The 20,561-nt window shown below is 76.1% G+C and carries 19 protein-coding genes; 12 read left to right on the top strand and 7 right to left on the bottom strand.

The window, feature by feature from the left end; translation table 11 throughout:
- Positions 1-159: 159 nt before the first annotated feature.
- The 4 genes from ACZ6J5_RS17430 to ACZ6J5_RS17415 all read left to right on the top strand — a co-directional run bounded on the left by ACZ6J5_RS17430 (position 160) and on the right by ACZ6J5_RS17415 (position 4,804).
- The gene (locus ACZ6J5_RS17430; protein WP_469392318.1) at positions 160-657 is read left to right on the top strand and encodes a DUF6643 family protein; all 498 of its coding nucleotides are present in this window, start codon (positions 160-162) and stop codon (positions 655-657) included.
- A gap of 37 nt (positions 658-694) precedes the next feature.
- Positions 695-1,528: an MOSC domain-containing protein gene (locus ACZ6J5_RS17425; RefSeq protein WP_469392316.1), complete on the top strand. Its 834-nt coding sequence runs from the start codon at positions 695-697 to the stop codon at positions 1,526-1,528.
- A gap of 131 nt (positions 1,529-1,659) precedes the next feature.
- Positions 1,660-2,265, top strand: coding sequence for an Rv1733c family protein (locus tag ACZ6J5_RS17420; protein ID WP_469392314.1), 606 nt, complete (start codon positions 1,660-1,662; stop codon positions 2,263-2,265).
- A gap of 82 nt (positions 2,266-2,347) precedes the next feature.
- Positions 2,348-4,804: a right-handed parallel beta-helix repeat-containing protein gene (locus ACZ6J5_RS17415; protein ID WP_469392312.1), complete on the top strand. Its 2,457-nt coding sequence runs from the start codon at positions 2,348-2,350 to the stop codon at positions 4,802-4,804.
- On the opposite strand, the gene ACZ6J5_RS17410 is transcribed toward ACZ6J5_RS17415, so the two are convergent.
- Complete coding sequence (locus tag ACZ6J5_RS17410) at positions 4,774-7,158, bottom strand: hypothetical protein (protein ID WP_469392310.1); 2,385 nt, start codon at positions 7,156-7,158, stop codon at positions 4,774-4,776. The two genes, ACZ6J5_RS17415 and ACZ6J5_RS17410, sit on opposite strands and share 31 nt — an antisense overlap.
- 238 nt (positions 7,159-7,396) lie before the next feature.
- Between ACZ6J5_RS17410 and ACZ6J5_RS17405 the strand changes: the two genes are divergently transcribed.
- From ACZ6J5_RS17405 to ACZ6J5_RS17395, 3 genes are all read left to right on the top strand, one after another.
- Positions 7,397-8,224, top strand: a complete 828-nt coding sequence (locus ACZ6J5_RS17405) for a DeoR/GlpR family DNA-binding transcription regulator (RefSeq protein WP_469392308.1) — start codon at positions 7,397-7,399, stop codon at positions 8,222-8,224.
- Complete coding sequence (locus ACZ6J5_RS17400; protein ID WP_469392307.1) at positions 8,221-8,655, top strand: SRPBCC family protein; 435 nt, start codon at positions 8,221-8,223, stop codon at positions 8,653-8,655. Before ACZ6J5_RS17405 ends, ACZ6J5_RS17400 begins: the two co-directional genes overlap by 4 nt.
- A gap of 88 nt (positions 8,656-8,743) precedes the next feature.
- Entirely contained in the window at positions 8,744-9,244 is a 501-nt protein-coding gene (locus ACZ6J5_RS17395; RefSeq protein ID WP_469392305.1) for an SRPBCC family protein, read from the top strand.
- Here ACZ6J5_RS17395 and cds1 read toward each other — a convergent pair.
- A complete protein-coding gene (gene cds1, locus ACZ6J5_RS17390) occupies positions 9,204-10,334 on the bottom strand; it encodes an L-cysteine desulfhydrase Cds1 (protein ID WP_469392303.1) in 1,131 nt (376 codons plus the stop codon). The genes ACZ6J5_RS17395 and cds1 overlap by 41 nt on opposite strands.
- Before the next feature lie 213 nt (positions 10,335-10,547).
- On the opposite strand from cds1, the gene ACZ6J5_RS17385 reads away from it, so the two are divergent.
- Both ACZ6J5_RS17385 and ACZ6J5_RS17380 read left to right on the top strand, forming a co-directional pair.
- Positions 10,548-10,847 carry a hypothetical protein gene (locus tag ACZ6J5_RS17385; RefSeq protein ID WP_469392301.1) on the top strand — a complete coding sequence of 100 codons (300 nt, stop codon included), beginning with the start codon at positions 10,548-10,550 and terminating at the stop codon, positions 10,845-10,847.
- A gap of 266 nt (positions 10,848-11,113) precedes the next feature.
- Positions 11,114-11,608, top strand: coding sequence for an ATP-binding protein (locus tag ACZ6J5_RS17380; RefSeq protein ID WP_469392299.1), 495 nt, complete (start codon positions 11,114-11,116; stop codon positions 11,606-11,608).
- Positions 11,609-11,647: 39 nt separating this feature from the next.
- Here the strand turns inward: ACZ6J5_RS17380 and ACZ6J5_RS17375 are convergent, their stop codons facing one another.
- From ACZ6J5_RS17375 to ACZ6J5_RS17360, 4 genes are all read right to left on the bottom strand, one after another.
- Entirely contained in the window at positions 11,648-14,206 is a 2,559-nt protein-coding gene (locus ACZ6J5_RS17375) for an FtsX-like permease family protein (protein WP_469392297.1), read from the bottom strand.
- A complete protein-coding gene (locus ACZ6J5_RS17370; protein ID WP_469392295.1) occupies positions 14,203-14,988 on the bottom strand; it encodes an ABC transporter ATP-binding protein in 786 nt (261 codons plus the stop codon). The genes ACZ6J5_RS17375 and ACZ6J5_RS17370 overlap by 4 nt, the downstream gene beginning before the upstream one ends.
- Positions 14,985-15,263, bottom strand: a complete 279-nt coding sequence (locus ACZ6J5_RS17365; protein WP_469392293.1) for an SHOCT domain-containing protein — start codon at positions 15,261-15,263, stop codon at positions 14,985-14,987. The genes ACZ6J5_RS17370 and ACZ6J5_RS17365 overlap by 4 nt, the downstream gene beginning before the upstream one ends.
- A gap of 205 nt (positions 15,264-15,468) precedes the next feature.
- A complete protein-coding gene (locus ACZ6J5_RS17360) occupies positions 15,469-16,227 on the bottom strand; it encodes an SAM-dependent methyltransferase (RefSeq protein ID WP_469392291.1) in 759 nt (252 codons plus the stop codon).
- A 93-nt stretch (positions 16,228-16,320) separates the two neighbouring features.
- Between ACZ6J5_RS17360 and ACZ6J5_RS17355 the strand changes: the two genes are divergently transcribed.
- A complete protein-coding gene (locus ACZ6J5_RS17355) occupies positions 16,321-16,740 on the top strand; it encodes a HEAT repeat domain-containing protein (protein ID WP_469392289.1) in 420 nt (139 codons plus the stop codon).
- Between the two features lie 214 nt (positions 16,741-16,954).
- On the opposite strand, the gene ACZ6J5_RS17350 is transcribed toward ACZ6J5_RS17355, so the two are convergent.
- The gene (locus ACZ6J5_RS17350) at positions 16,955-18,187 is read right to left on the bottom strand and encodes an ROK family protein (RefSeq protein ID WP_469392287.1); all 1,233 of its coding nucleotides are present in this window, start codon (positions 18,185-18,187) and stop codon (positions 16,955-16,957) included.
- 208 nt (positions 18,188-18,395) lie between these two features.
- On the opposite strand from ACZ6J5_RS17350, the gene ACZ6J5_RS17345 reads away from it, so the two are divergent.
- Both ACZ6J5_RS17345 and ACZ6J5_RS17340 read left to right on the top strand, forming a co-directional pair.
- A complete protein-coding gene (locus ACZ6J5_RS17345; protein WP_469392285.1) occupies positions 18,396-19,631 on the top strand; it encodes an MFS transporter in 1,236 nt (411 codons plus the stop codon).
- 107 nt (positions 19,632-19,738) lie between these two features.
- On the top strand, positions 19,739-20,479 hold the full coding sequence (locus tag ACZ6J5_RS17340; protein WP_469392851.1) for a maleylpyruvate isomerase family mycothiol-dependent enzyme: 741 nt from the start codon (positions 19,739-19,741) through the stop codon (positions 20,477-20,479).
- Positions 20,480-20,561 lie beyond the last annotated feature (82 nt).

Genomic DNA, 20,561 nt, shown 5'->3' with positions numbered 1-20,561 from the left:
AACCCCTCCCGAGCTCGGTGTTTACAAGATCCATACGGCAACGCGCGTCCGTTTTTGTCACGTTCGATCGCATTGGCGGTCGGCGGCCTCTCGGAACCCGTCAATCAACCCTCTTTCCGGGCTCCCCATAGGGCACATCGTGGGCTTACCTTATGAGCCATGACCTCCCCGCGCTCCCCCTACGGAGGCGGTTACCACACCGCGCCGTCGTTCCCCGACACCCCGATCTACGACTCCCTCGTCGCAGAGCGGGGCACGCCTCAGATCGCCCCGATCCGAGTGCCCTCCGCGTACGACACCGGCAGCGGCTTCTCCGGAAGCAGCGGCTACCTGCCGGCGCTGCCCGCCGCCCTCCCCGCCCTCCCGGCGGCCCCCTCCCCGCAGCAGACCCCGTCGTACGGCGGTCACGGCGGCGCGTACGGCTACGCCCAGCCCACGCCCCAGATGGCCCCCGTGCCACTGCAGCACGCCCCCGCCCCGTACGTCCCGCAGCAGCCCGTCACCCCGCGCGGCTACCCGGGTCCGCAGGCGCCGCAGCAGCCGCGCCCGGCGACCGGCGGGTACGAGGCGATGCGTCCGGCGGCCCCCCGCCCGATGCCCACGCCCGCCGTGTACGAGGACCCGTACAACCGCCCGTACCAGGGCCGCGGATACTGACCTCGGCAGCGGGCGGGGCGGCTGGCAGGATGGCCGCATGCCGATTCCTGTCTTGCGTTCCGTCCACGTCCACCCGGTCAAGGCACTGCGCGGGTTCTCGCCCGCGCGGGCGGAGGTCGAGCCCTGGGGACTGGCGGGCGACCGCCGCTGGACCGTGGTGGACACCGCGGGCAAGGTCGTGACCCAACGCCAGCACGCGCGGCTGGCGTTGGCGGCGGCCGGGCTGCTGCCCGACGGCGGCGTCACGCTGTCCGCGCCCGGCCTCGACCCGCTCACGGTCGAGGTCCCCGACGCCCGCCCGGGCACGCCCACGATCACGGTGGAGATCTTCGGCACCCTGGTGGAGGCGGTCGCGGCCGACCCGGCGGCCGACGCCTGGTTCAGCGCCTACCTGGACAGCGACGTGCGCCTCGTCCACATGGACGACCCGGCCCGGCGGCGGCCCGTCGACCCGGACTTCGCGCTGCCCGGCGAGACCGTCAGCTTCGCCGACGGCTTCCCGCTGCTCGCCGCCACCACCTCCTCGCTCGACGCCCTCAACTCGCTGATCGCCCAGGGCGACCACGCCGACGAGGGCCCGCTGCCGATGAACCGCTTCCGGCCGAACGTCGTCATCGACGGCACCGCCCCCTGGGCCGAGGACGGCTGGCGCCGCCTCGCGATCGGCGAGGTCACCTTCCGCGTCGCCAAGTCCTGCGGCCGCTGCGTGGTCACCACCACCGACCAGGAGACCGCCGAGCGCGGCAAGGAGCCGCTGCGCACCCTGGCCCGGCACCGCAGGGACGGCAGCCGGCTGATCTTCGGGCAGAACCTGGTCCCCGAGCACCGGGGCGTCATCAAGGCGGGCGACCCGGTCGAGATCCTGGACTGACCGCCCGGCACACCCCTCCCCGCAGCCGCCCCGCGCGCCCCTTTCCCGTTCACCCGTCCGTGCTCGACAGGCGCGGAACCATCCGCCGGGGCACACTCGTTGGAAGGACGGACAACGAGGGGGTGCGGAGCGTGCGTGCAGCCATCGGACTCTGGCGCTGGCGGCGCAATCCCCTGCGCCGGACCACGGACCTGGTCGAGGCCTGGCTCGCCTTCACGGCGGTCGTGCTGCTGTGCCTCGTGGTGCCCGGGGCGGGCGTCCTGTCGGGGCTCTCGGCGAACGCCTCGCTCCAGCGCGCGGTCCGCTCGCAGTACCAGGAGCGGGTGCCGACCGTCGCCCGGGTGGTCCGGATCGCCCCGCGGGACTCCCGGGAGCGCGACGCGGAGGCGGCGGGCGAGCAGCGGCTGAGACCCGCCGTGGTGGCCGACTGGACCGCCCCCGACGGCAGCTCGCGCACCGGCACCGTCAGCACGGTCCGGCAAGCGGCCCGCCCCGGCGACTCCTTCCCCCTGTGGACCGACCGGACCGGCCGGCCCGTGCCGCCGCCGATGCACCCGGAGACCGCCCGGGCGCACGCCCTCATCGCGGGCCTCACCGTGGCGCTCCTCGCGGGCCTCCTCGTGGAGACGGCCAGGCGGCTCGCCGTACACCGCCTGGTACGACGGCGGTACGCGCGTCTGGACCGCGCCTGGGCCCAGGCCGGTCCCGACTGGGGCCGGACGGGGACGGGCAGCTGACCCGGCCGCCCCGCGCCGCCGCGCGCGCTACGGTGGGGCATCGGAGCAGCGTCGGCGCACGAGGCGGGGGCAGAACACACCCATGGCACAGGGCACGGTCCAGGTGACGCACACCGGCACGTCGCGGTGGCGGCGCCGCACGGGCGAGTACGCCTCCCTCGCCGCCGCCCTGGAGGCCGCGGGCGACGGCGACGTCCTCACCGTCGCCCCCGGCACCTACCGGGAGAACCTCGTGGTCCAGCGGGCCGTCACCCTGCGGGGCGGCGACGGCGGCCCGGTCCGGATCGCGCCCGCCGACGGGGTGCCGCTCACCGTGCGCGCCTCGGCCACCCTGCGGGACCTGCACATCGAGGGGCAGGACGCGGCGGCGCCCGCGCTGCTCGTCGAGGACGGCACCCCGGAGCTGCTCGACCTGCGGATCAGCACCCGCTCCGCGGCCGGCGTCGAGGTGCGCGGCGCGGCCCGCCCCACCGTCCGCCGCTGCACCGTCGACAATCCGGCGGGCGTCGGCATCGCCGTGCTCGACGGGGCGGGCGGCGTCTTCGAGGAGTGCGAGGTCGTCGCCGCCGGCCAGTCCGGGATCTCCGTGCGCGGCGGCGCCCACCCCCGCTTCGAGCGCTGCCGGGTGCACCACGCCTCCGGCGCCGGCATCGCCGTCAACGGCGAGGGCAGCGGCCTGGAGGCGCTCGGCTGCGAGGTGTACGAGATCAAGGGCACCGGCCTGCAGATCGCCTCCCGCGCCACCGCGCACCTCAGTGACTCCCGGGTGCACCGCACCTCCGCCGACGGCATCACCCTCGACACGGACGCGGTGCTCACCCTCTCCGACTGCGACATCCACGACATCCCCGAGAACGCCGTGGACCTGCGCTCGCGCTCCGTCCTCACGCTGACCCGCTCGACCGTGCGCCGCTTCGGGCGCAACGGCCTGTCGGTGTGGGACCCCGGGACCCGGGTGGACGCCAACCAGTGCGAGATCCACGACAGCACGGGCGACTACCCGGCGGTCTGGGTCAGCGACGGGGCCACCGCCGTGCTCGACTCCTGCCGGGTGCACGACGTGCCCGACGCCCTGTTCGTCCTCGACCGGGGCTCGCGCGCCGACGTCGTCGACAGCGATCTGTCGCAGGTGCGCAACACCGCCGTGTCGGTCAGCGACGGGGCCACCGCCCAGCTCGACGACTGCCGGATCCGGGAGGCCTCCACCGGCGCCTGGTTCCGGGACCACGGCAGCGGCGGCACGCTGGCCGGCTGCACGATCGACGCCGTGCAGACCGGGGTCATCGTCACCAAGGGCGCCGACCCGACCATCGAGCGCTGCACGGTCACCTCCCCCGCCGAGGCCGGGTTCTATGTCTCGGCCGAGGGCCGCGGCTCCTTCGTGGCCTGCCGGGTCACCGGCAGCGAGGGCTACGGCTTCCACGTCATGGACGGCTGCCGGACCACCCTGCGCAAGTGCCGTACGGAGCGCTGCGCGCGCGGGGGCTACGAGTTCCCCGAGGAGGGGCCGGCCGTCGAGGAGTGCACCAGCGACGAGAGCCAGCTCCGCTCCACCGCGCCCGCCGACGCCGGCGGCCTGCTCACCGCGACCCGGACCGGCGGACTGCTCGGCACCGTCCCGCCGTCCCGCCTCTCCCCCGCGCCCGGCACGCCGAACACCCCCGTCGCCCCCGGCACTTCGGGCGCCCCGGCCGCCCCCGGCGCGGGCCCGCCCGACCCGGTCGAGGCCCGCGCCTCGCACGAGGTCCTCGGCGAACTGGACGCGCTGGTCGGCCTGGACAGCGTCAAGCACGAGGTCCGCACCCTCACCAACATGATCGAGGTGGGCCGCCGGCGTCAGGAGGCGGGCCTCAAGGTGGTGTCCGCCCGCCGCCACCTCGTCTTCACCGGCAACCCCGGCACCGGCAAGACCACCGTGGCCCGCCTGTACGGCGAGATCCTCGCCTCGCTCGGCGTCCTCGACCGCGGACACCTCGTCGAGGTGTCCCGGGTGGACCTGGTCGGCGAGCACATCGGCTCCACCGCCATCCGCACCCAGGAGGCCTTCGACCGGGCCCGGGGCGGCGTGCTCTTCGTCGACGAGGCGTACGCCCTCTCCCCCGAGGACTCGGGGCGGGACTTCGGCCGCGAGGCCATCGACACGCTGGTCAAGCTGATGGAGGACCACCGGGACGCGGTCGTGGTCATCGTCGCCGGGTACACGGCCGAGATGGAGCGTTTCCTCAGCGTCAACCCCGGTGTGGCCAGCCGCTTCTCACGGACCATCACCTTCTCCGACTACGTGCCGCCGGAGCTGCTGCGGATCGTCCAGCAGCAGGCCGAGGACCACGAGTACCGGCTGGCCCCGGGCAGCGCGGAGGCCCTGCTCGCCTACTTCACGGCGCTGCCGAAGGGCCCCACCTTCGGCAACGGCCGCACCGCCCGCCAGACCTTCGAGTCGATGGTCGAGCGGCACGCGGGCCGGGTCGCCGCGCTCGCCGAGCCGAGCACCGACGAGCTGACCCTGCTCTACCCGGAGGACCTGCCCGAACTCCCCTGAGGGGAGGCCGCGTCGGCCCGCTGGCGCGGCAGCGCGGGCGGCAGCCGGTCGAGCAGCGCGGCCCGCGCCTCGGCGAAGCCGGGATCGGCCTGGTAGTCGGAGTGGCCCAGGATCGGTTCGGGCAGCGGGTGCTCGCGGGTCCGCCCGTACGCCACGGGGTCGCGCAGCACCGGCCGGTCCACGGCCGGGCGGCCGTCCTCCTCGGGGACCCGCACCGGCCCGCCGATCGGGTCGGTCGCCCGGTACAGGTTGCTCCAGCAGTGCACCGTGCGGTGCAGTCCGCGCAGCGCCTCGGGCCCGAAGTAGGCGGGGAACCAGCGCCCGTAGAGGCGCTCCAGCGGCGAGCCGTAGGTCAGCAGGGCGACCCGGCCGCGCGTGGCGGGCGGGAGCTGCCAGACGGCCGCGGCGGCGAGCACGCTGCCCTGGGAGTGCCCGGAGATGACGAGCCGGCCGCCGGTGCGGCGGGTCCAGGAGCTCATCCGCCAGGTGAGGTCGGGCACGGCCCGCTCCGCGTAGCAGGGCGGGGCGAAGGGGTGGGCGGCGCGCGGCCAGAAGGTGCCGACGTCCCACAGGATGCCGATCGTGCGCCGCGCGGAGGGGTCCTTGTAGGCGCGGCGGCCCCAGGTGACGAACAGCAGGAAGCCGAAGCCGATCATCCAGGAGCCCAGCGCCTGCGCGGCGGTCGCGGCCGAGGCGACCGCCGGATGGGCGCCGTCGAAGGCCCGGCCCGGCACGTTCCCGCTGGCCCAGGCGCCGCCCACGGACACGGCGCCGAGCAGCAGGGTGGCGCCGGAGATCACGCCGAGGAGTCCCGGGGCGGAGTCGGTGAGGGCGGCGCGGGCGCGCCCGGCGGCGATCTGCCCGGTGCGCACGGGGTCGGGGTCCTCGGCGGCGTAGTCGGCCTCGACGGCCGTGCGCAGGGTCCGCGAGGCGAGCGCGGTGCGGGCGGCGAGGACGGCGCCGGGGACGAGCAGCAGCAGGAGCAGCACGGGGATCACGGACGCCTGCCAGCTGAGCAGGACGGGCGGTCCGGTGATCAGCCCGCCGCCGGCGCCGGGGGTGCCGGGGCCGTCGAGCCAGTCGGCGACGCGCTGGGCGATCCCGCCGGACATCACCCCGCCGAGCGCGCAGGCCAGCATGGCGACGGCGGGGCCGCCGAGCCCGTACAGGGCCGTTCGGGGGGCGCTGCGCGGGCGGCACAGCAACAGGGCGACGACGGCGAGGGCGACGACGAGCCCGCCCTGGACGAGGGTGACGGTGCCGAACACGACGTCGCCGGGCAGCGTGCCGCCGGAGGTCCAGCCGGGCCGGGACCAGCCGGTGTGCAGGGCGGTGGCGGCGAGCGCCAGCAGCGCGGTGGCGGGCAGCCAGGAGACCAGGGCCCGCTCGATCCGCAGGTCCAGCCGGTTCTCGCTGCGGCCCCGGCGGCAGACCACGACCAGGACGGTGCCGGCGAGGATCAGCAGGGCGGCGCGCACCACCAGGCCGAGCGCGCCGGCGGGGCCGTCGGGGGTGTCGTACCGGGCGGTGGCCTGGGCGAGGACGGCGGCCACGGTGAGGAAGCCGGCGGCGGTGTGCGCGGCGCGCAGCCGGGCGACGAGCCGGCGCCCGTACCAGAAGCCGGGGCGGCCGAGGGCGGGCCGCAGGGTGACGGGGGTGGCGCCGTCGGCGGCCTCGGTGTCGGAGGCGGGCGGCACGGCCGGGCCCGGGTCGGTCTCGTAGCCGGTGGGCGGGCGCTGGGCCTCGTACGCGCTCCAGGTGCGGTTGGACAGGTACCAGAGCAGCCCGACGAGAGCGGTGGGGACGACGGCGGCGAGGGCGAGCCGGCGGCCGGGCTGGGACCACCAGCCGCCGCGCTCGGCGGAGAGGAAGCCGAGCCAGGAGCGCTGCCCGGCGCAGGGGCCGGAGCCGGCGCACTGCCAGGCCGTCAGGTCCAGGGCGACCTCGCAGGCGGCGGCGGTCAGCAGCACGGTGAGGGTGAGCGCGACGAGCCGGACGAGGACCCCGTAGAGGCGGACCAGGCGGGCCCGGCCCGGGGCGGGCGGGCGCATCCAGTGGGCGAGGTTGGCGACCATGAACGGCAGGAGCAGCAGCCACAGCGCGCGGGCCCCGTTGCCGGAGGTGAGGTTGGACCAGCAGTAGGCCTCGGGGACGGGGCGGTCGGCGTAGCGCTCGGGGTGGTCCTCGGCGTCGAGGTCGTCCCTGCGGCGGTACATCGCGGCCGTCCGGTCGCCGGTGACGCGCGCGGTGCGCGGGTCGTCCAGCATGTCGGCCGCGGTGGCCCCGCCCACACCGTGGACGAGCAGTTCGAGCGCCGCACCCCCGTGCTTCGGGTCGGGTGTGGCAGGGGACACTTCGGTGACTCGCTCTCTGAGTGGGAGGATTCGACGGCAGCAGCAGGATCGCGGACGGCCGGGCCTCTCGGCGCGGCCCTCCCGGATTCCGTCACCCGTTCTCCTCATTCCCCTTTTCCGGACCCCTCTCTCCTTCTCCCCCGTCCTCGTCTTCGCCCTTCTCTTCCTTCTCTTTCTTCCTGTCCCTCTGTTTTCATCCCTCTCTCCCCGTTCCCTACGGAAAGGACCGGCCCCGGCGGTGACTGACAATCAGAACCTCCTCGCGGAGCAGCGGCGCGCCCTGATTCTCGACGAGGTGCGGCGGCGCGGCGGCGTCCGGGTCAACGAGCTGACCCGCCGCCTCAACGTCTCCGACATGACGGTCCGCCGGGACCTGGACGCGCTGGCCCGGCAGGGCGTGGTGGCGAAGGTGCACGGCGGGGCGGTGCCGGTGGCCGACGCGAGCAGCCATGAGCCGGGCTTCGAGGCGAAGTCGGCGCTGGAGCTCGGGGCGAAGGAGGAGATCGCACGGACGGCGGCGGCGATGGTCCGGCCCGGGACGGCGATCGCCCTGTCGGGGGGCACGACCACGTACGCGCTGGCCCGGCAGCTGCTGGACGTGCCGGACCTGACGGTGGTGACCAACTCGGTGCGGGTCGCGGACGTCTTCCACGAGGCGCAGCAGGCGGGTGCCGGCGGGGAGGCGCGGCCGGGGGCGGCGACGGTGGTGCTGACCGGTGGGGTGCGCACGCCCTCGGACGCGCTGGTGGGGCCGGTGGCCGACCAGGCCATCCGCTCGCTGCACTTCGACGCGCTGTTCCTGGGGGTGCACGGCATCTCGGTGGAGGCGGGGCTCTCGACGCCGAATCTGGCCGAGGCGGAGACCAACCGGCGGCTCATGCGGGCGGCGCGCCGGGTGGTGGTGGTCGCGGACCACACCAAGTGGGGGACGGTGGGGCTGAGTTCGTTCGCGACGCTGGACGAGGTGGACACCCTGGTGACGGACCGGGGGCTGTCGTCCGAAGAGCGCGAGGAGATGGCGGAGCGGCTGCCGGGGCTCGTGGTGGCGGGCGAGGAGCCGGAGTGAGCCGGTTCCGGGTCGAGCGGGCCACGGCGCTGGCGCCCGCCGAGGTGTGGCGGCGGCTGACGGACTGGCCGGCGCACGGGGCGCAGGTGCCGCTGACACGGACGACGGTGCTGACCCCCGGGCCGGGCGGGGTGGGCACCCGGTTCACGGCCAGGACCGGGCTGGGGCGCTTCGGCTTCGACGACCCGATGGAGGTCGTGGTCTTCGAGCCGCCCGCCCCGGGCCGTACCGGCGTGTGCCGGCTGGTGAAGCGGGGGCGGGTGGTGCGGGGCACGGCCTCGTTCGAGGTGCTGGAGACGGCGGCGGGCAGCCGGGTGGTGTGGACGGAGGAGCTGAGCGTACGCGGGGTCCCGCGCGCCTTCGATCCCGTGCTGGCCCAGGCGGGCCGGGTGCTGTTCGGGCGGGCGCTGGACGGACTGCTGCGGAACTGACACCTTGTCAGCTACGGTGGGGGCCGCACGGATCCGGTCGCCCGCCCCCTCCGGATCGCCCCCATTTGCCCGACGGGAGGTACGGCCCATGGCACGCCGACTCAGGCCGGTGGAGCTCGACTTCGCCGCGTCCGCCCCGCTGCGCCTGGTGTTCACCGCCACGGTCGCCGCCCCGCCGGCGGCGGTCTACCGCTCGCTGGCGGTGGAGGTGGCCAGCACCCCCGCGTGGTTCTCCGCCGTCGCCTCGGCCACGCCGACCGACGGCGGCGCCGGCCGGACGGTCCGGCTGCGGGGCGGGGTGGTCTTCCACGAGACGATCCTCGCGACCGACCCCGCCGCTCGCTACGCCTACCGGATCGACGAGACCAACGTCCCCGGCCCCTCCGCCCTCCTGGAGGAGTGGGTGCTCTCCCCCACGGCGGACGGCACGCACGTGCGCTGGACCATGGCCGTCGACGGCAACGGCGCCTGCCGGCTGGCGATGCGGCTGGCCCGGCCGGGCGTCGGGAAGTCCTTCAGGGACGCGATGCGCGGCCTGGAGCGGCGGCTCACTCCGGCCAGACACCCGTCGCCAGGAAGCGCTCGATAGTCGCCGCGTACGGGGCGATGTCGAGGCCCTGTTCGGCGAGCCAGGCGTCCGAGTAGTACTTGTCGAGGTAGCGCTCGCCCGGGTCGCAGATCAGGGTGACAACGCTGCCGGTGCGCTTCTCCGCGACCATCTCGGCGATGATCTTGAACGCGCTCCACAGGCCGGTGCCCGTGGAGCCGCCGGCCTTGCGCCCTATCGCCGCCTCCAGGGCGCGCACGGCGGCGACGCTCGCCGCGTCGGGCACCTTCATCATCCGGTCGATGGCGCCGGGCACGAAGCTGGGCTCCATCCGGGGCCGCCCGATGCCCTCGATCCGCGAGCCGCAGTCGGCGCTGGCGTCGGGGTCGTGGTGGGTCCAGCCGTCGAAGAAACAGGAGTTCTCCGGGTCGGCGACGCAGACCCGGGTGTCGTGCTGCATGTAGTGCACGTAGCGGGCGATGGTGGCCGAGGTGCCGCCGGTGCCGGCCGTGGCGACGATCCAGGCGGGCTCGGGGTACCGCTCCAGCCTGAGCTGCTGGTAGATCGATTCGGCGATGTTGTTGTTGCCGCGCCAGTCGGTGGCCCGCTCGGCGTAGGTGAACTGGTCCATGTAGTGCCCGCCGGTGCGCTCGGCGAGCGCGGCGGCCTCGTCGTACATCGTGCGCGAGTCGTCGACGAAGTGGCACTGCCCGCCGTGGAACTCGATCAGGCGGCACTTCTCGGGGCTGGTGGTGCGCGGCATGACGGCGATGAACGGGACGCCGATCAGCTTGGCGAAGTACGCCTCGGAGACGGCGGTCGAGCCGCTGGACGCCTCGATGACCGGGGCGCCCGGGCGGATCCAGCCGTTGCACAGGCCGTAGAGGAAGAGCGAGCGGGCCAGCCGGTGCTTGAGGCTCCCGGTGGGGTGGGTCGACTCGTCCTTCAGGTAGAGGTCGATGCCCCAGCTCTCGGGCAGCGGGAAGCGCAGCAGATGGGTGTCGGCCGAGCGGTTCGCGTCGGCGTGCACCTTGCGCACGGCCTCCTTGAGCCAGGAGCGGTAGCCGGGGTCGCTGCGGTCCACGTCGATGGTGGTGGCGGCGTTGCGCGCGATGTCGTCGGTGCTGGTCATGGGCGCCTCTCCTCGTGCGGGTGGGCAACGTGCCCCACTGACCGACAATACCGCTCTCACCTGGGCAAACGTTCGCTTTGAGGGTCCATAGGAGTGCCTTGCAGACGCCTGCGCGAGGAGGTGTCAGGCGGCCGTGCCGGGGGCCCGCTGGTGCCGGGGACGGCGGCCCGGCACACTGGGAGCGGAGTGCCTGCGCGAAGGGGGCGGAGCGAGATGGCGGAGCCCGAGTTCACGGCCACGGGAGTACGGATCGACCGCTGGCCCAGGTCGCTGACCCGCGCGGGCGAGGTCCGCGTCGAGGACGGCCGGCTGTCGCTGCTGACCAGCTACGGGAGCGAGATCGACAGCGCGCCGGTGGACACGGTCCGGGCGGGCCGGCCCTGGTTCGCGAAGTCCGACGAGGCGGTCGCGACGGTGAACGGCACGCGCTACCGGATCTCCGGGATGTCGGCCTCCGGGCGGCTCCTGGAAGTCCTCGGGAAGGCCGACCCCCGCCCGGGGCCGCGCGCCTGACCCGATCCCGATCCGGCCCGATCCGATCCCGATCCAGCCCGGACCGGCCCTCGCCCTCGCCCTCGCCACTGATCCGCCGCCGATCCGCCGCTGACCTGCGGCGAGTCGCCGCGAGTTGCGGCCCCGTCACCACTGGTTCAGGCTGGAACCACCTCACCGAGGGTTTACCGGCGGTGACGCTGCGAGCCGGCCCACCGTTCTGCCACACCGCATGACAGATCCGAATCTCCGTCTTCTTCCGGACCTCATTTCGGGGAGTCGCAGCCGTGATCAGCGAGCCCAGCAGGTACTGCACGGTGGAGCTCCAGGCCCTGCCGTCGCGGATCGGTCAAGTCCGCAGAATCGTTTCGGCGCAGTTGCGCCACTGGCAGCTCGACGCCTTGGTCGATCTCGCCGAGCTCGGTGTCACCGAGCTCCTGACCAATGTCCACCGGCACGCCCAGCCCGACAAGACGTGCACCGTCGAGGTCGAGCTGCTGCTCGACCGGCTCACCGTCTCGGTCCGGGACCATGATCCGAGGATCCCGGACGTGACCGAACCCCCGGACGTGGACGCCGAGTTCGCGACCTCGGGCCGCGGCCTCGCCATCATCGAGGCGATGAGCGAGAGCTGGGGCGTCCGCCCCCAGGGGGCCTCGGGCAAGGTCGTCTGGTTCACCCTCCAGGCCCCGCCGTCCCCGCTCGCGGCCACCCCGCGCTCCCACGTGGTCTACGGGGCGACGACGACGGGGCCCTTGCAGTCGCCGGCGCTGGTGCGCTGAGCCGGGCCCGTGGCGGCGGGCCCGGCTCGGCCGCCCCCGTCACTCCGTGGCGATCGCCCGCAGCACGTCCAGGCGGGCGGCCCGGCGGGCCGGGCGCCAGGCCGCCGTGACACCGGCGGCGAGCCCGACCGCGGCGACCGCCGCGAGCCGCGCCGGTGGCAGGGCGAGCACGAAGGAGCCGTCGTCCGCGCCGCCCGAGGCACGCACCAGCACCCAGCCGAGGAAGCCGCCGAGGAGCAGCCCGCCCGCCGTGCCAAACGCGGCGATCAGGACCGACTCCCAGCGGACCGTCGCCCGCAGCTGTGCGCGGGTCTGGCCGACGGCCCGCAGCAGGCCCAGCTCCCGGGTCCGCTCGTGGACGGCGAGCGTGAGCGTGTTCGCGATCCCGAGCAGGGCGATCAGCACCGCCAGCGCGAGCAGCGCGTAGACCAGCGTCAGCATCATGTCGACGCCGGCCGCCGAACTCTCCGCGTACGCCGCCCTGGTCCCCACCTCCGGGCCGCCGAAGCGCGCCGCGACCCGCTCCACCGCCGCCTTGCCCGCCTCCACCGTGACCCCGTCCCGGAACGTGACGGCCACCAGCCGGTCCGCGTCCTGGGCGCGGTGCGGTGCCCAGGCGGCGCGGCTGAGGACGTAGTCGCCGGCCAGGTCCGCGCGCTCGTACACGGCCCGTACCGTGAAGGCCGCCCGGGTGCCGTCCGCGAAGGCGAGTTCGGCCGTGCGGCCGGGCGCCAGCCCGTACCGCTCCGCCTCCGCCGACGCCACCGCGAGCCCGTCCGTACCGAGTCCGGCCAGGGAGCCCCGTACCGCCCCCAGGTCGAAGGCGCGGGCCAGCCCCGCCGGGTCGGCGACGGTCAGGGCCCGGCCCCGGCCGTCCACCTCCGCGACGCCCCGGCCCAGTCCCACCGCGCTCTCGACCTCGGGCAGCGCCGCGATCGCGGGCGCGAGCCGGGGGCTCAGACCGCTGCCGCCCGCGCCGAAGGACGGGGCGCCGACGGCGACGTCCCCGGCGAAGGAGCGGGAGACGGTCCGGTCCATGGTCGCCTTCAGCGAGGCCCCGAAGACGGTGAAGAGCGCGACCACGGCCACCCCGGTCATCAGCGCCGTCGCCGTGGCGGCCGTGCGCCGGGGGCTGCGCAGCGCGTTGCGCCGCGCGAGCCGGTGGTCGACGCCGCGCAGCGGGGCGCCCAGGAGCCGTATCGCGAGCGGGGCGGCCGGCGGGCCGAGGACCACGAAGGCGGCGAGGGCGAGCACCGCCCCGGCCCCCGCGAGCCACAGCGACGGCGTCCCCAGCACCCCGGCCACGGACAGGCCCACGGCCAGGGCCAGGAGCCCGGCGCCCGTCGCGGTCCGGGCGCGGGAGGCCCCGGAGGCGTCCACCGCGGTCTCGCGCAGCGCGGCGAGCGGCGCGGTGCGCCCGGCGCGCACGGCGGGCAGCAGCGCGGAACCGGCGCAGACGGCGATCCCGACGCCGAACGGGAGCGCGAGGGAGCCCGTCTCCACCACCAGCGCGCCGGCCGGGAAGGGGAAGCCGAGGGCCGGGAACAGCGCCTGGAGCCCGGCCGCGACGCCGATCCCGGCGAGCAGTCCGGTGCCGGAGGCGAGCACGGCGACGGCGAGCGCCTCGGCGAGCGTCATCGTGACGACCTGGCGGCGCCCGGCGCCCAGCGCGCGCAGCAGCGCGTTCTCGCGGGTCCGCTGGGTGACGACGATCGCGAAGGTGTTGTGGATGGTGAACACCGAGACGAGCAGCGCCACTCCGCTGAACACCAGCAGGAGGGTGGTGAACAGGTCCAGGAAGCGGCCGGAGACCGAGGCGTTGCTCTCCTCGGCCGCCTGCTGCCCCGTCACCGCCTCGGTGCCCGCCGGGAGTACGGCTTCCAGCGCGTCGACGAGCGCGCGCCGCGAGGTGCCGGGACCGGCCCGCACGAGGATGTCGGTGGCCTGGCCGGGCTTCGGGGTGAGGTACTTCTCGGCGTCCGCGCGGGTCAGACCGGTGTAGGTGACCTGCCCCATGCCGTCGGCGCCGCCGAAGGTGGCGAGGCCGACGACCGTCACCCGCAGCGGTTCGGGGGTGCGCAGCACGGTGGTGGAGCCGAGCCGCAGCCCGCCCGCCTCCGCCGCGCCTCGGTTGACGACGGCCTCCCCGGCGCGCTCCGGGGCGCGTCCGGCGACCAGGGCGTACGGGTTGAGCCCGGGGTCCGGGATCCAGTAGCCGGCGAGGGTGGGCGGCCCCTTCCCGCCGACCGGGCGGCCGTCGGCGCCGACGAGCTGTCCGGCCCCCTCGATGCGGGGGACGGCGGCGGCGACCCCGGGGACCCGGGCCAGCCGTTCGGCGAGCGCGGCGTCGAGGGGCCGCCGGGTGCCCTGTGCCTCCCCGGCGACGGTCACCACGCCCGTACCCCGCACGACGGCGTCGGTGCCCCGGTTGGCGTCGGCGAACAGGGTGCCGAAGCTCGCGCGCAGGGTGTCGCCCATGACCAGGGTGCCGGTGAGGAAGCCGACGCCGAGCAGCACGGCGGCGAAGGTGCCGAGGAAGCGGCGCCTGCGGGCGCGCAGCGAGGCGAGGCCCAGGCGCAGGGTGGTGGCGGCGCTCATCGCGGCGCTCCCGTCGGCGCGTGGGGGTCGAGGGACTTCATCCGGTCCAGGACCCGCGCGGGCGTGGGGGCGGGCATCCGGTCGACGAGCCGCCCGTCGGCGAGGAAGACGACCTCGTCGGCGTGGGCGGCGGCCACCGGGTCGTGGGTGACCATCACGACCGTGCGGCCGGTGCGCCGGACGGTGTCGCCGAGCAGCCGCAGCACCTCCTCGCCGGCGCGGGAGTCGAGGTTGCCGGTGGGTTCGTCGGCGAAGACGACGTCCGGGTCCCCGGCGAAGGCGCGGGCGACGGCGACCCGCTGCTGCTGCCCGCCGGAGAGCTCGCCGGGCCGGTGGCGCAGCCGGTCGCGGAGGCCGACCGCGTCGACGAGGGCGTCGAGCCGGGCCCGGTCGGGGGCGCGGCCCGCGAGGTCGAGGGGCAGGGTGATGTTCTCGGCGACGGTGAGGGTCGGCAGCAGGTTGAACGCCTGGAAGACGAAGCCGATCCGCTCCCGGCGCAGCAGCGTCAGCCGCCGGTCGTCGAGGGCGGACAGCTCGGTGTCGCCGATCAGGGCGGTGCCGGAGGTGAGCGTGTCGAGCCCGGCGGCGCAGTGCATCAGGGTGGACTTGCCGGAGCCGGAGGGCCCCATGATGGCGGTGAAGCGGCCGGCCGGGAAGTCGACGCTCACCCCGTCCAGGGCCCTGACCTCGGTGTCCCCGCGTCCGTAGACCTTGACGGCGTCGACGACGCGGGCGGCGGCGGGCGGGGTGGGGGCGGGCGCGGCGGCGGGCGTGGCGCTCATGAGCGGCGCCCCTTCTCCCCGGCGGAGCGCCCGAACTGCTCCTCCAGGACGGTCAGCCGACGCCAGTACTCGTCCTCGTCGATCTCACCGGCCGCGAAGCGGTGCCCCAGCAGCGCGATGGGCGAACGCTCGTCGACACGTGGGCCCCAGGGGCCTCGGCGGCGGCGCGGGCCGAAGCGGCGCAGGACGGTGACGACGGTGACGATCACCGCCGCCCAGACGAGCGGGAAGAAGAGGACCCAGGGGCCGGGTCCCGCGTGGGCGAGGGTGTTCATGGTGCTCAGCTCCTCGGGTGGTCGATGCTTCGAGACTCACCCGCGGGACCCCTCCGGGTCGTCGTGCGGCCGGCGGCTCCTCCGGTACGCCACGGGGAGTACCGGAGTCCGCGACGGCTGCTCCCGGACGAGAGGCCGGGAGCGGTACGGGCCAGGAGCGGTACGGGCCGGGAGCGGTACGGCCCAGGAGCGGTACGGGCCGGTCTCAGTCGACCGGCACCAGCGTCAGATACGCGATCCCGAGCAGCCCCCGGTAGCCGAGCCAGGCCGAACGCTGCCGGTCCACCCGGGCGCGGAGCGCGGCGGCCTCCGGGTGGCGCGGGTGGCGGGCGAGCCAGAGTTCGGCGTCGTGGCGGTAGCCGGACTCGAAGGCGTCCCACTCCTCCTCGCTCGCCGTCTCGGTCCACAGCGGCCGGAAGCCCGCGTCGATCGCGAGGGCGACGAGCCCGGCGAGGGACGGGTGGTCGTCGGCGCGGGCGCCGGGCCACATCGTGGCGAGCTCCGCGTCGGTGGGGGTGCGCTGCCAGTACCCCTCCCCCAGCACGACCCGCCCGCCCGGCCGCACCAGGCGCCGCAACTCCCGCAGCACGACGCCGAGATCGTACGTGCCCTCCTCGCACAGGGCCTGTCCCGAGCCGAGGCACAGCACCGCGTCGGCGGGCCCGTGCGCGGTGCCGCGCGCGGACTCCTCGACGTACCGGACCCGCTCGGACAGCCCGCGCAGGGCGGCGCGTTCGCGGCCGAGCGCCAGGTCGGCGCCGTCGATGTCGATGCCGGTCCCGGTGGCGCCGGGCGCGGCCTCCAGGACCCGCAGCATCAACTCGCCCTGGCCGCAGCCGATGTCGAGCACGCGGGCGGGGCCGCCCGCCGCGACCCGGGCGACGAGCCCTCGGGCCCGGTCCTCGGAGAGCGGTCCGTGGAAGGTGAGGCCGCTGCCGAGGCGCGGCGGAAGGTGTTCGGTCATGGGGCGCGACCCTATGCGCCCGGCCCGGCGACGACCAGCGCTTTTCCGGGGGCCCGGGCACGGGCGGCGGGCGGGACGTGAGAGGGGCCGGGGGTGACGGCGACGACGAGCGACCTGGACCGGGCCGTGGCCGACGCCTCGGCCCCCGCGTGGACGACCCGGGTGCGGGCCGGGCGCGATCTGGCCCCGTACGCCGGACTGCCCCGGGCGGCGCGGGCGCTGCTCGCCCTGCTGCTGGACCCCGAGGACACGGCCGTGACGCGCGCGACGGCGGAGGCCCTGACCCGGGCGGGCACGACCGACGCCCTGCGGCTCGTCGCCCGCGCGGCCGGCACGGCGGACGCCCAGCGGGCCGACTGGCTGGCGACGGGCGTGCACGACGCCCTCCCGGACACGGACACCGCGCTCACGCCCGCGCTCGCGCTCGCCGGACGGTGGGCGGAGCTGGCCCGCGACCCGGACGAGGGGGTCCGCCGGGGAGCCGGGCTCTTGGCGGCACGACCGGCCGGCTGACGCGTCGCGGATCAGCGGGACCATCGAGGAACCGGTGGGCCGGAAGCCCGCCTCGGCCCCGCCCGCGAGCCGGCTCGCCACCCCGTCCGGTACGCCCGTCCGGTACGCCCGTCCGGTACGCCCGTCCGGCGATCGTGGCAGACCCGCCGGACACCGCCCCACCGTCTCTCCGGGCCCGCGCGGCCCGCCGGGGCCCGGAGAAGGTGTGCCGGCGCTACTCCCCCGCCGCCCCGCCGAGCGCCGTCAACGGGTCGTCCAGGACCGGCTGCCAGGCGAGTTCGGCGGCGCCGACCAGGCTGTTGTGGTCCAGGGTCGCGGGGAGGATCGGGACGCCGCCGCTGCGGCCCCAGAGGCTGCGGTCGGCGACGACGGCGCGGAGGCGGCCGGGGTCGGCGTTGAGGAGTTCGCGGTGCAGGCCGCCGAGGATGATCCGGTCCGGGTTCAGGATGTTCACCAGGCCCGCGAGCCCGAGCCCGAGCCGGTCGATCAGCTCCTCCGTCGCGACCCGGACCCCGGGGTCGTCGCGCTGGTCGCGCAGCAGCTCACGGGCCTGCTGGAGCAGGGAGACCTCGGGCCCGGGGGCGCGGCCGGCGGCGGTGAGGAAGGCGAGCGGGTCGGTCTCGACGTCGAGGCAGCCGCGCGAGCCGCAGTGGCAGGGGCGGCCCTCCGGGTTGACGGTGAGGTGGCCGACCTCCAGCGCGAGGCCCGAACTCCCGGTGTGCAGACGTCCGTCGAGGACGAGGGCGCCGCCGACGCCCCGGTGGCCGGTCGCCACGCACAGCAGGTCCTTCGCGCCGCGCCCGGCGCCGTGGCGGTGCTCGGCGAGGGCGGCGAGGTTGACGTCGTTGCCGGTGAAGGCGGGGCCCTCGATCCCGGCGGCCCGCACCCGCTCGGCGAAGATCTCCCGGACCGGCGCCCCGGCGGGCCAGGCGAGGTGGAGCGGGTTGAGGGCGGTGCCCTCCGGCTCGGCGACGGCGGAGGGCGCGGCGAGCCCCGCGCCGACGCAGCGGCGGCCGGTCTCGCGGAGCAGCCCGGCGCCCGCCTCGACGACCGCGCCGAGGACCTGCGCGGGGTCGGCGGAGACGGTGACGCAGCCGGGGGCGGTGGCCACCAGGGTGCCGCCGAGGCCGACCAGGGCGGCGCGGAAGCCGTCGGCGTGGACCTGCGCGGCGAGGGCGACGGGGCCCTTCTCGTCGATGGACAGGCGGTGCGAGGGGCGCCCCTGCGAACCGGCGGCGGCGCCCGGGTTGGAGTCGACCCGGATCAGGCCCAGGGCCTCCAGCTCGGCGGCGACGGCTCCGGCGGTGGCGCGGGTCACGCCGAGCTCGGCGGTGAGCACCGCCCGGGTCGGCGCCCGGCCCGTGTGCACCAGCTCCAGCGCGGGGCCGAGCGCGCCTCGCCCCCTGTCCAGCCGTGTCCGCGTGGTCGTCGTCGCCTTGCCGTTCATGGGGGCGAGTCTCCCATGATCGGTCCGCCGATCGGTCCGCGCCGGGCTCCGGACGGCCTCCCCGTGGCCGGGTCTCGCCGCCCCCGGCGCGTCGCGGCACGCCGGGACGGCCCGCCGCGCGCCCGGGAACGGCCGGGCCGGCGCGGCCCGCGCGGGGCGCCGCCCACCCGTCTTGAAACCGGAGCCCGGTGCCCCCTATCCTGAGTTTGTGCCGCTACTAAACAAAGTACGGACGGCCGTATCGGGGGACTCCGGCGGAGACACCGCCCCCCTCCCCCTGTCCCGCCTCCGCTCCGCCCTCACCCTGTTCTTCGCCCTCGACGGCTTCCTCTTCGCCGGCTGGGTGGTCCGCATCCCGGCCATCAAGCAGCAGACCGGCGCCACCGCCGGAGACCTCGGCCTCGCGCTGCTCGGCGTGTCCGCGGGCGCCGTCGTCACCATGACGCTCACCGGGCGGCTCTGCCGCCGCTACGGCAGCCACACCGTGACCGTCGTCACCGCCGTCCTGCTCTCGCTCTCCCTGGCCCTGCCGCCGCTGACCCGCAGCCCGCTCGCCCTCGGCCTCGTGCTGCTGCTGTTCGGCGCCGCGTACGGCGGGATCAACGTGGCCATGAACAGCGCCGCCGTCGACCTCGTCGCCGCGCTCCGCAGGCCCGTCATGCCGAGCTTCCACGCCGCCTACAGCCTCGGCGGCATGGTCGGCGCCGGGCTCGGCGGGCTCGTCGCCGCCGGGCTCTCGCCCACCGCGCACCTGCTCGCCCTGACCGTCGCCGGACTGCTCCTGACGGCCGCCGCCGGCCCCGTACTCCTGCGGCACCCCTCCCCCGCGCCGCCCGAGCGCCTGCCCGCCCGGCCCGCCGCCGGCCCCACCGCCGAGCGCCCCTCCGCCGGGGCCCGCCGGGCCGTCCTGGTGTTCGGCGTGATCGCGCTCTGCACGGCGTACGGGGAAGGGGCGCTCGCCGACTGGGGCGCCCTGCACCTCTCGCAGGACCTGGGCGCGCACCCCGGCGTCGCCGCGGCCGGCTACTCGCTGTTCGCCCTCACCATGACGGCCGGGCGGCTGTCCGGCACCGCCCTGCTCGAACGGCTCGGCCAGACCCGCACCCTGGTCGCCGGCGGGCTCACCGCCGCCGCGGGCATGATGCTCGGCGCGCTCGCCCCGACGGTCTGGGCGGCGCTGCTCGGCTTCGCCGTCACCGGGCTCGGCCTCGCCAACATCTTCCCCGTCGCCGTCGCCCGCGCGGGCGCCCTCGCGGGCCCGAGCGGGGTCGCCACCGCCTCCACCCTCGGCTACGGCGGGATGCTGCTGGGCCCGCCGTCCATCGGCTTCCTCGCCGAGTGGTCCTCCCTGCCGGTGGCCCTCACCACCGTCGCCGTCCTCGCCGCGGGCGCCGCCGTCATGGGCTACGTCACCCGCGACCCGAGGGCCGACAAGGCGAGTTGAGCGAACGGCACGGGTGCGGGCGGGCCCGGCTCGGGACCGTCCGGCCGGGCCGCCAAATCCGGCCCGGCCCACCGCCCCGCCGGGCCATAATCCGCCCCATGGACACCCTGAGCACCGACACCCACATCGACTCGCTCGACGCGGCGGGCACGGCCCTCCTGGCCGCCGCCGCGACGGCCGGCACCGACGCCGAGGTCCCGAGCTGTCCGGACTGGCGGGTCCGCGACCTGCTGCGGCACACCAGCATGGTGCACCGCTGGGCCACCGACCTCGTGACCACCGGCGACCCCGCCTTCCGCCCCCAGATCACGGAGCCGACGCGGGAGCTGGACGGCGACGCGCTCCTCGCGTACGCCCGCGAGAGCCACACGAGGCTCGTCGGGGCGCTGCGCGCCGCCCCCGACGACCTGGACTGCTGGACCTTCCTGCCCGGCCTGTCGCCGCGCGCCTTCTGGGCCCGGCGGCAGAACCACGAGACCACCGTGCACCGCGCCGACGCCGAGTCCGCGCTGGCCGAGGGGCCGGGGCCGGTCGACCCGCTCGTCGCCGCCGACGGCATCGACGAGCTGCTGAGCGGCTTCCACGCCCGCGACCGCAGCCGGGTCCGCACCGACCGGCCGCGTACCCTGCGGGTCCGCACCACCGACGGCGACGCCGCGTGGACCGTGCACCTGTCCGAGGCACCCCCGCGCACCGAGCGGGGCGCCGAAGGCCCCGCCGACTGCGAACTGAGCGGACCCGCGCCGGTCCTGTACCTCGCGCTGTGGAACCGGCTCCCGCAGGACGCGGTCACCGTCACCGGCGACCCGGCCCTCGCGCGGCTGTGGCGGGAGAACTCCGGGATCTGAACGCGGCGGGCGCGGCGCCCCGGTCCGCGCCGGGGCCCGAGCGAGGGTCCGCATCGGGGTGCACGCCGGGTCCGCGCCCCGG

Source organism: Streptomyces sp. NPDC042100 (assembly GCF_055582325.1).
Note: the sequence above shows the minus strand (reverse complement) of the source record. Positions and strands in the feature narration are given on the sequence as shown.

Excerpts from the sequence above, each read along its gene's own strand:
- ACZ6J5_RS17430 (WP_469392318.1), top strand. The coding sequence starts at position 160 with ATGACCTCCCCGCGCTCCCCCTACGGAGGCGGTTACCACACCGCGCCG.
- ACZ6J5_RS17425 (WP_469392316.1), top strand. The coding sequence starts at position 695 with ATGCCGATTCCTGTCTTGCGTTCCGTCCACGTCCACCCGGTCAAGGCA.
- ACZ6J5_RS17415 (WP_469392312.1), top strand. The coding sequence starts at position 2,348 with ATGGCACAGGGCACGGTCCAGGTGACGCACACCGGCACGTCGCGGTGG.
- ACZ6J5_RS17395 (WP_469392305.1), top strand. The coding sequence starts at position 8,744 with ATGGCACGCCGACTCAGGCCGGTGGAGCTCGACTTCGCCGCGTCCGCC.
- cds1 (WP_469392303.1), bottom strand. The coding sequence starts at position 10,334 with ATGACCAGCACCGACGACATCGCGCGCAACGCCGCCACCACCATCGAC.
- ACZ6J5_RS17385 (WP_469392301.1), top strand. The coding sequence starts at position 10,548 with ATGGCGGAGCCCGAGTTCACGGCCACGGGAGTACGGATCGACCGCTGG.
- ACZ6J5_RS17375 (WP_469392297.1), bottom strand. The coding sequence starts at position 14,206 with ATGAGCGCCGCCACCACCCTGCGCCTGGGCCTCGCCTCGCTGCGCGCC.
- ACZ6J5_RS17370 (WP_469392295.1), bottom strand. The coding sequence starts at position 14,988 with ATGAGCGCCACGCCCGCCGCCGCGCCCGCCCCCACCCCGCCCGCCGCC.
- ACZ6J5_RS17365 (WP_469392293.1), bottom strand. The coding sequence starts at position 15,263 with ATGAACACCCTCGCCCACGCGGGACCCGGCCCCTGGGTCCTCTTCTTC.
- ACZ6J5_RS17360 (WP_469392291.1), bottom strand. The coding sequence starts at position 16,227 with ATGACCGAACACCTTCCGCCGCGCCTCGGCAGCGGCCTCACCTTCCAC.
- ACZ6J5_RS17350 (WP_469392287.1), bottom strand. The coding sequence starts at position 18,187 with ATGAACGGCAAGGCGACGACGACCACGCGGACACGGCTGGACAGGGGG.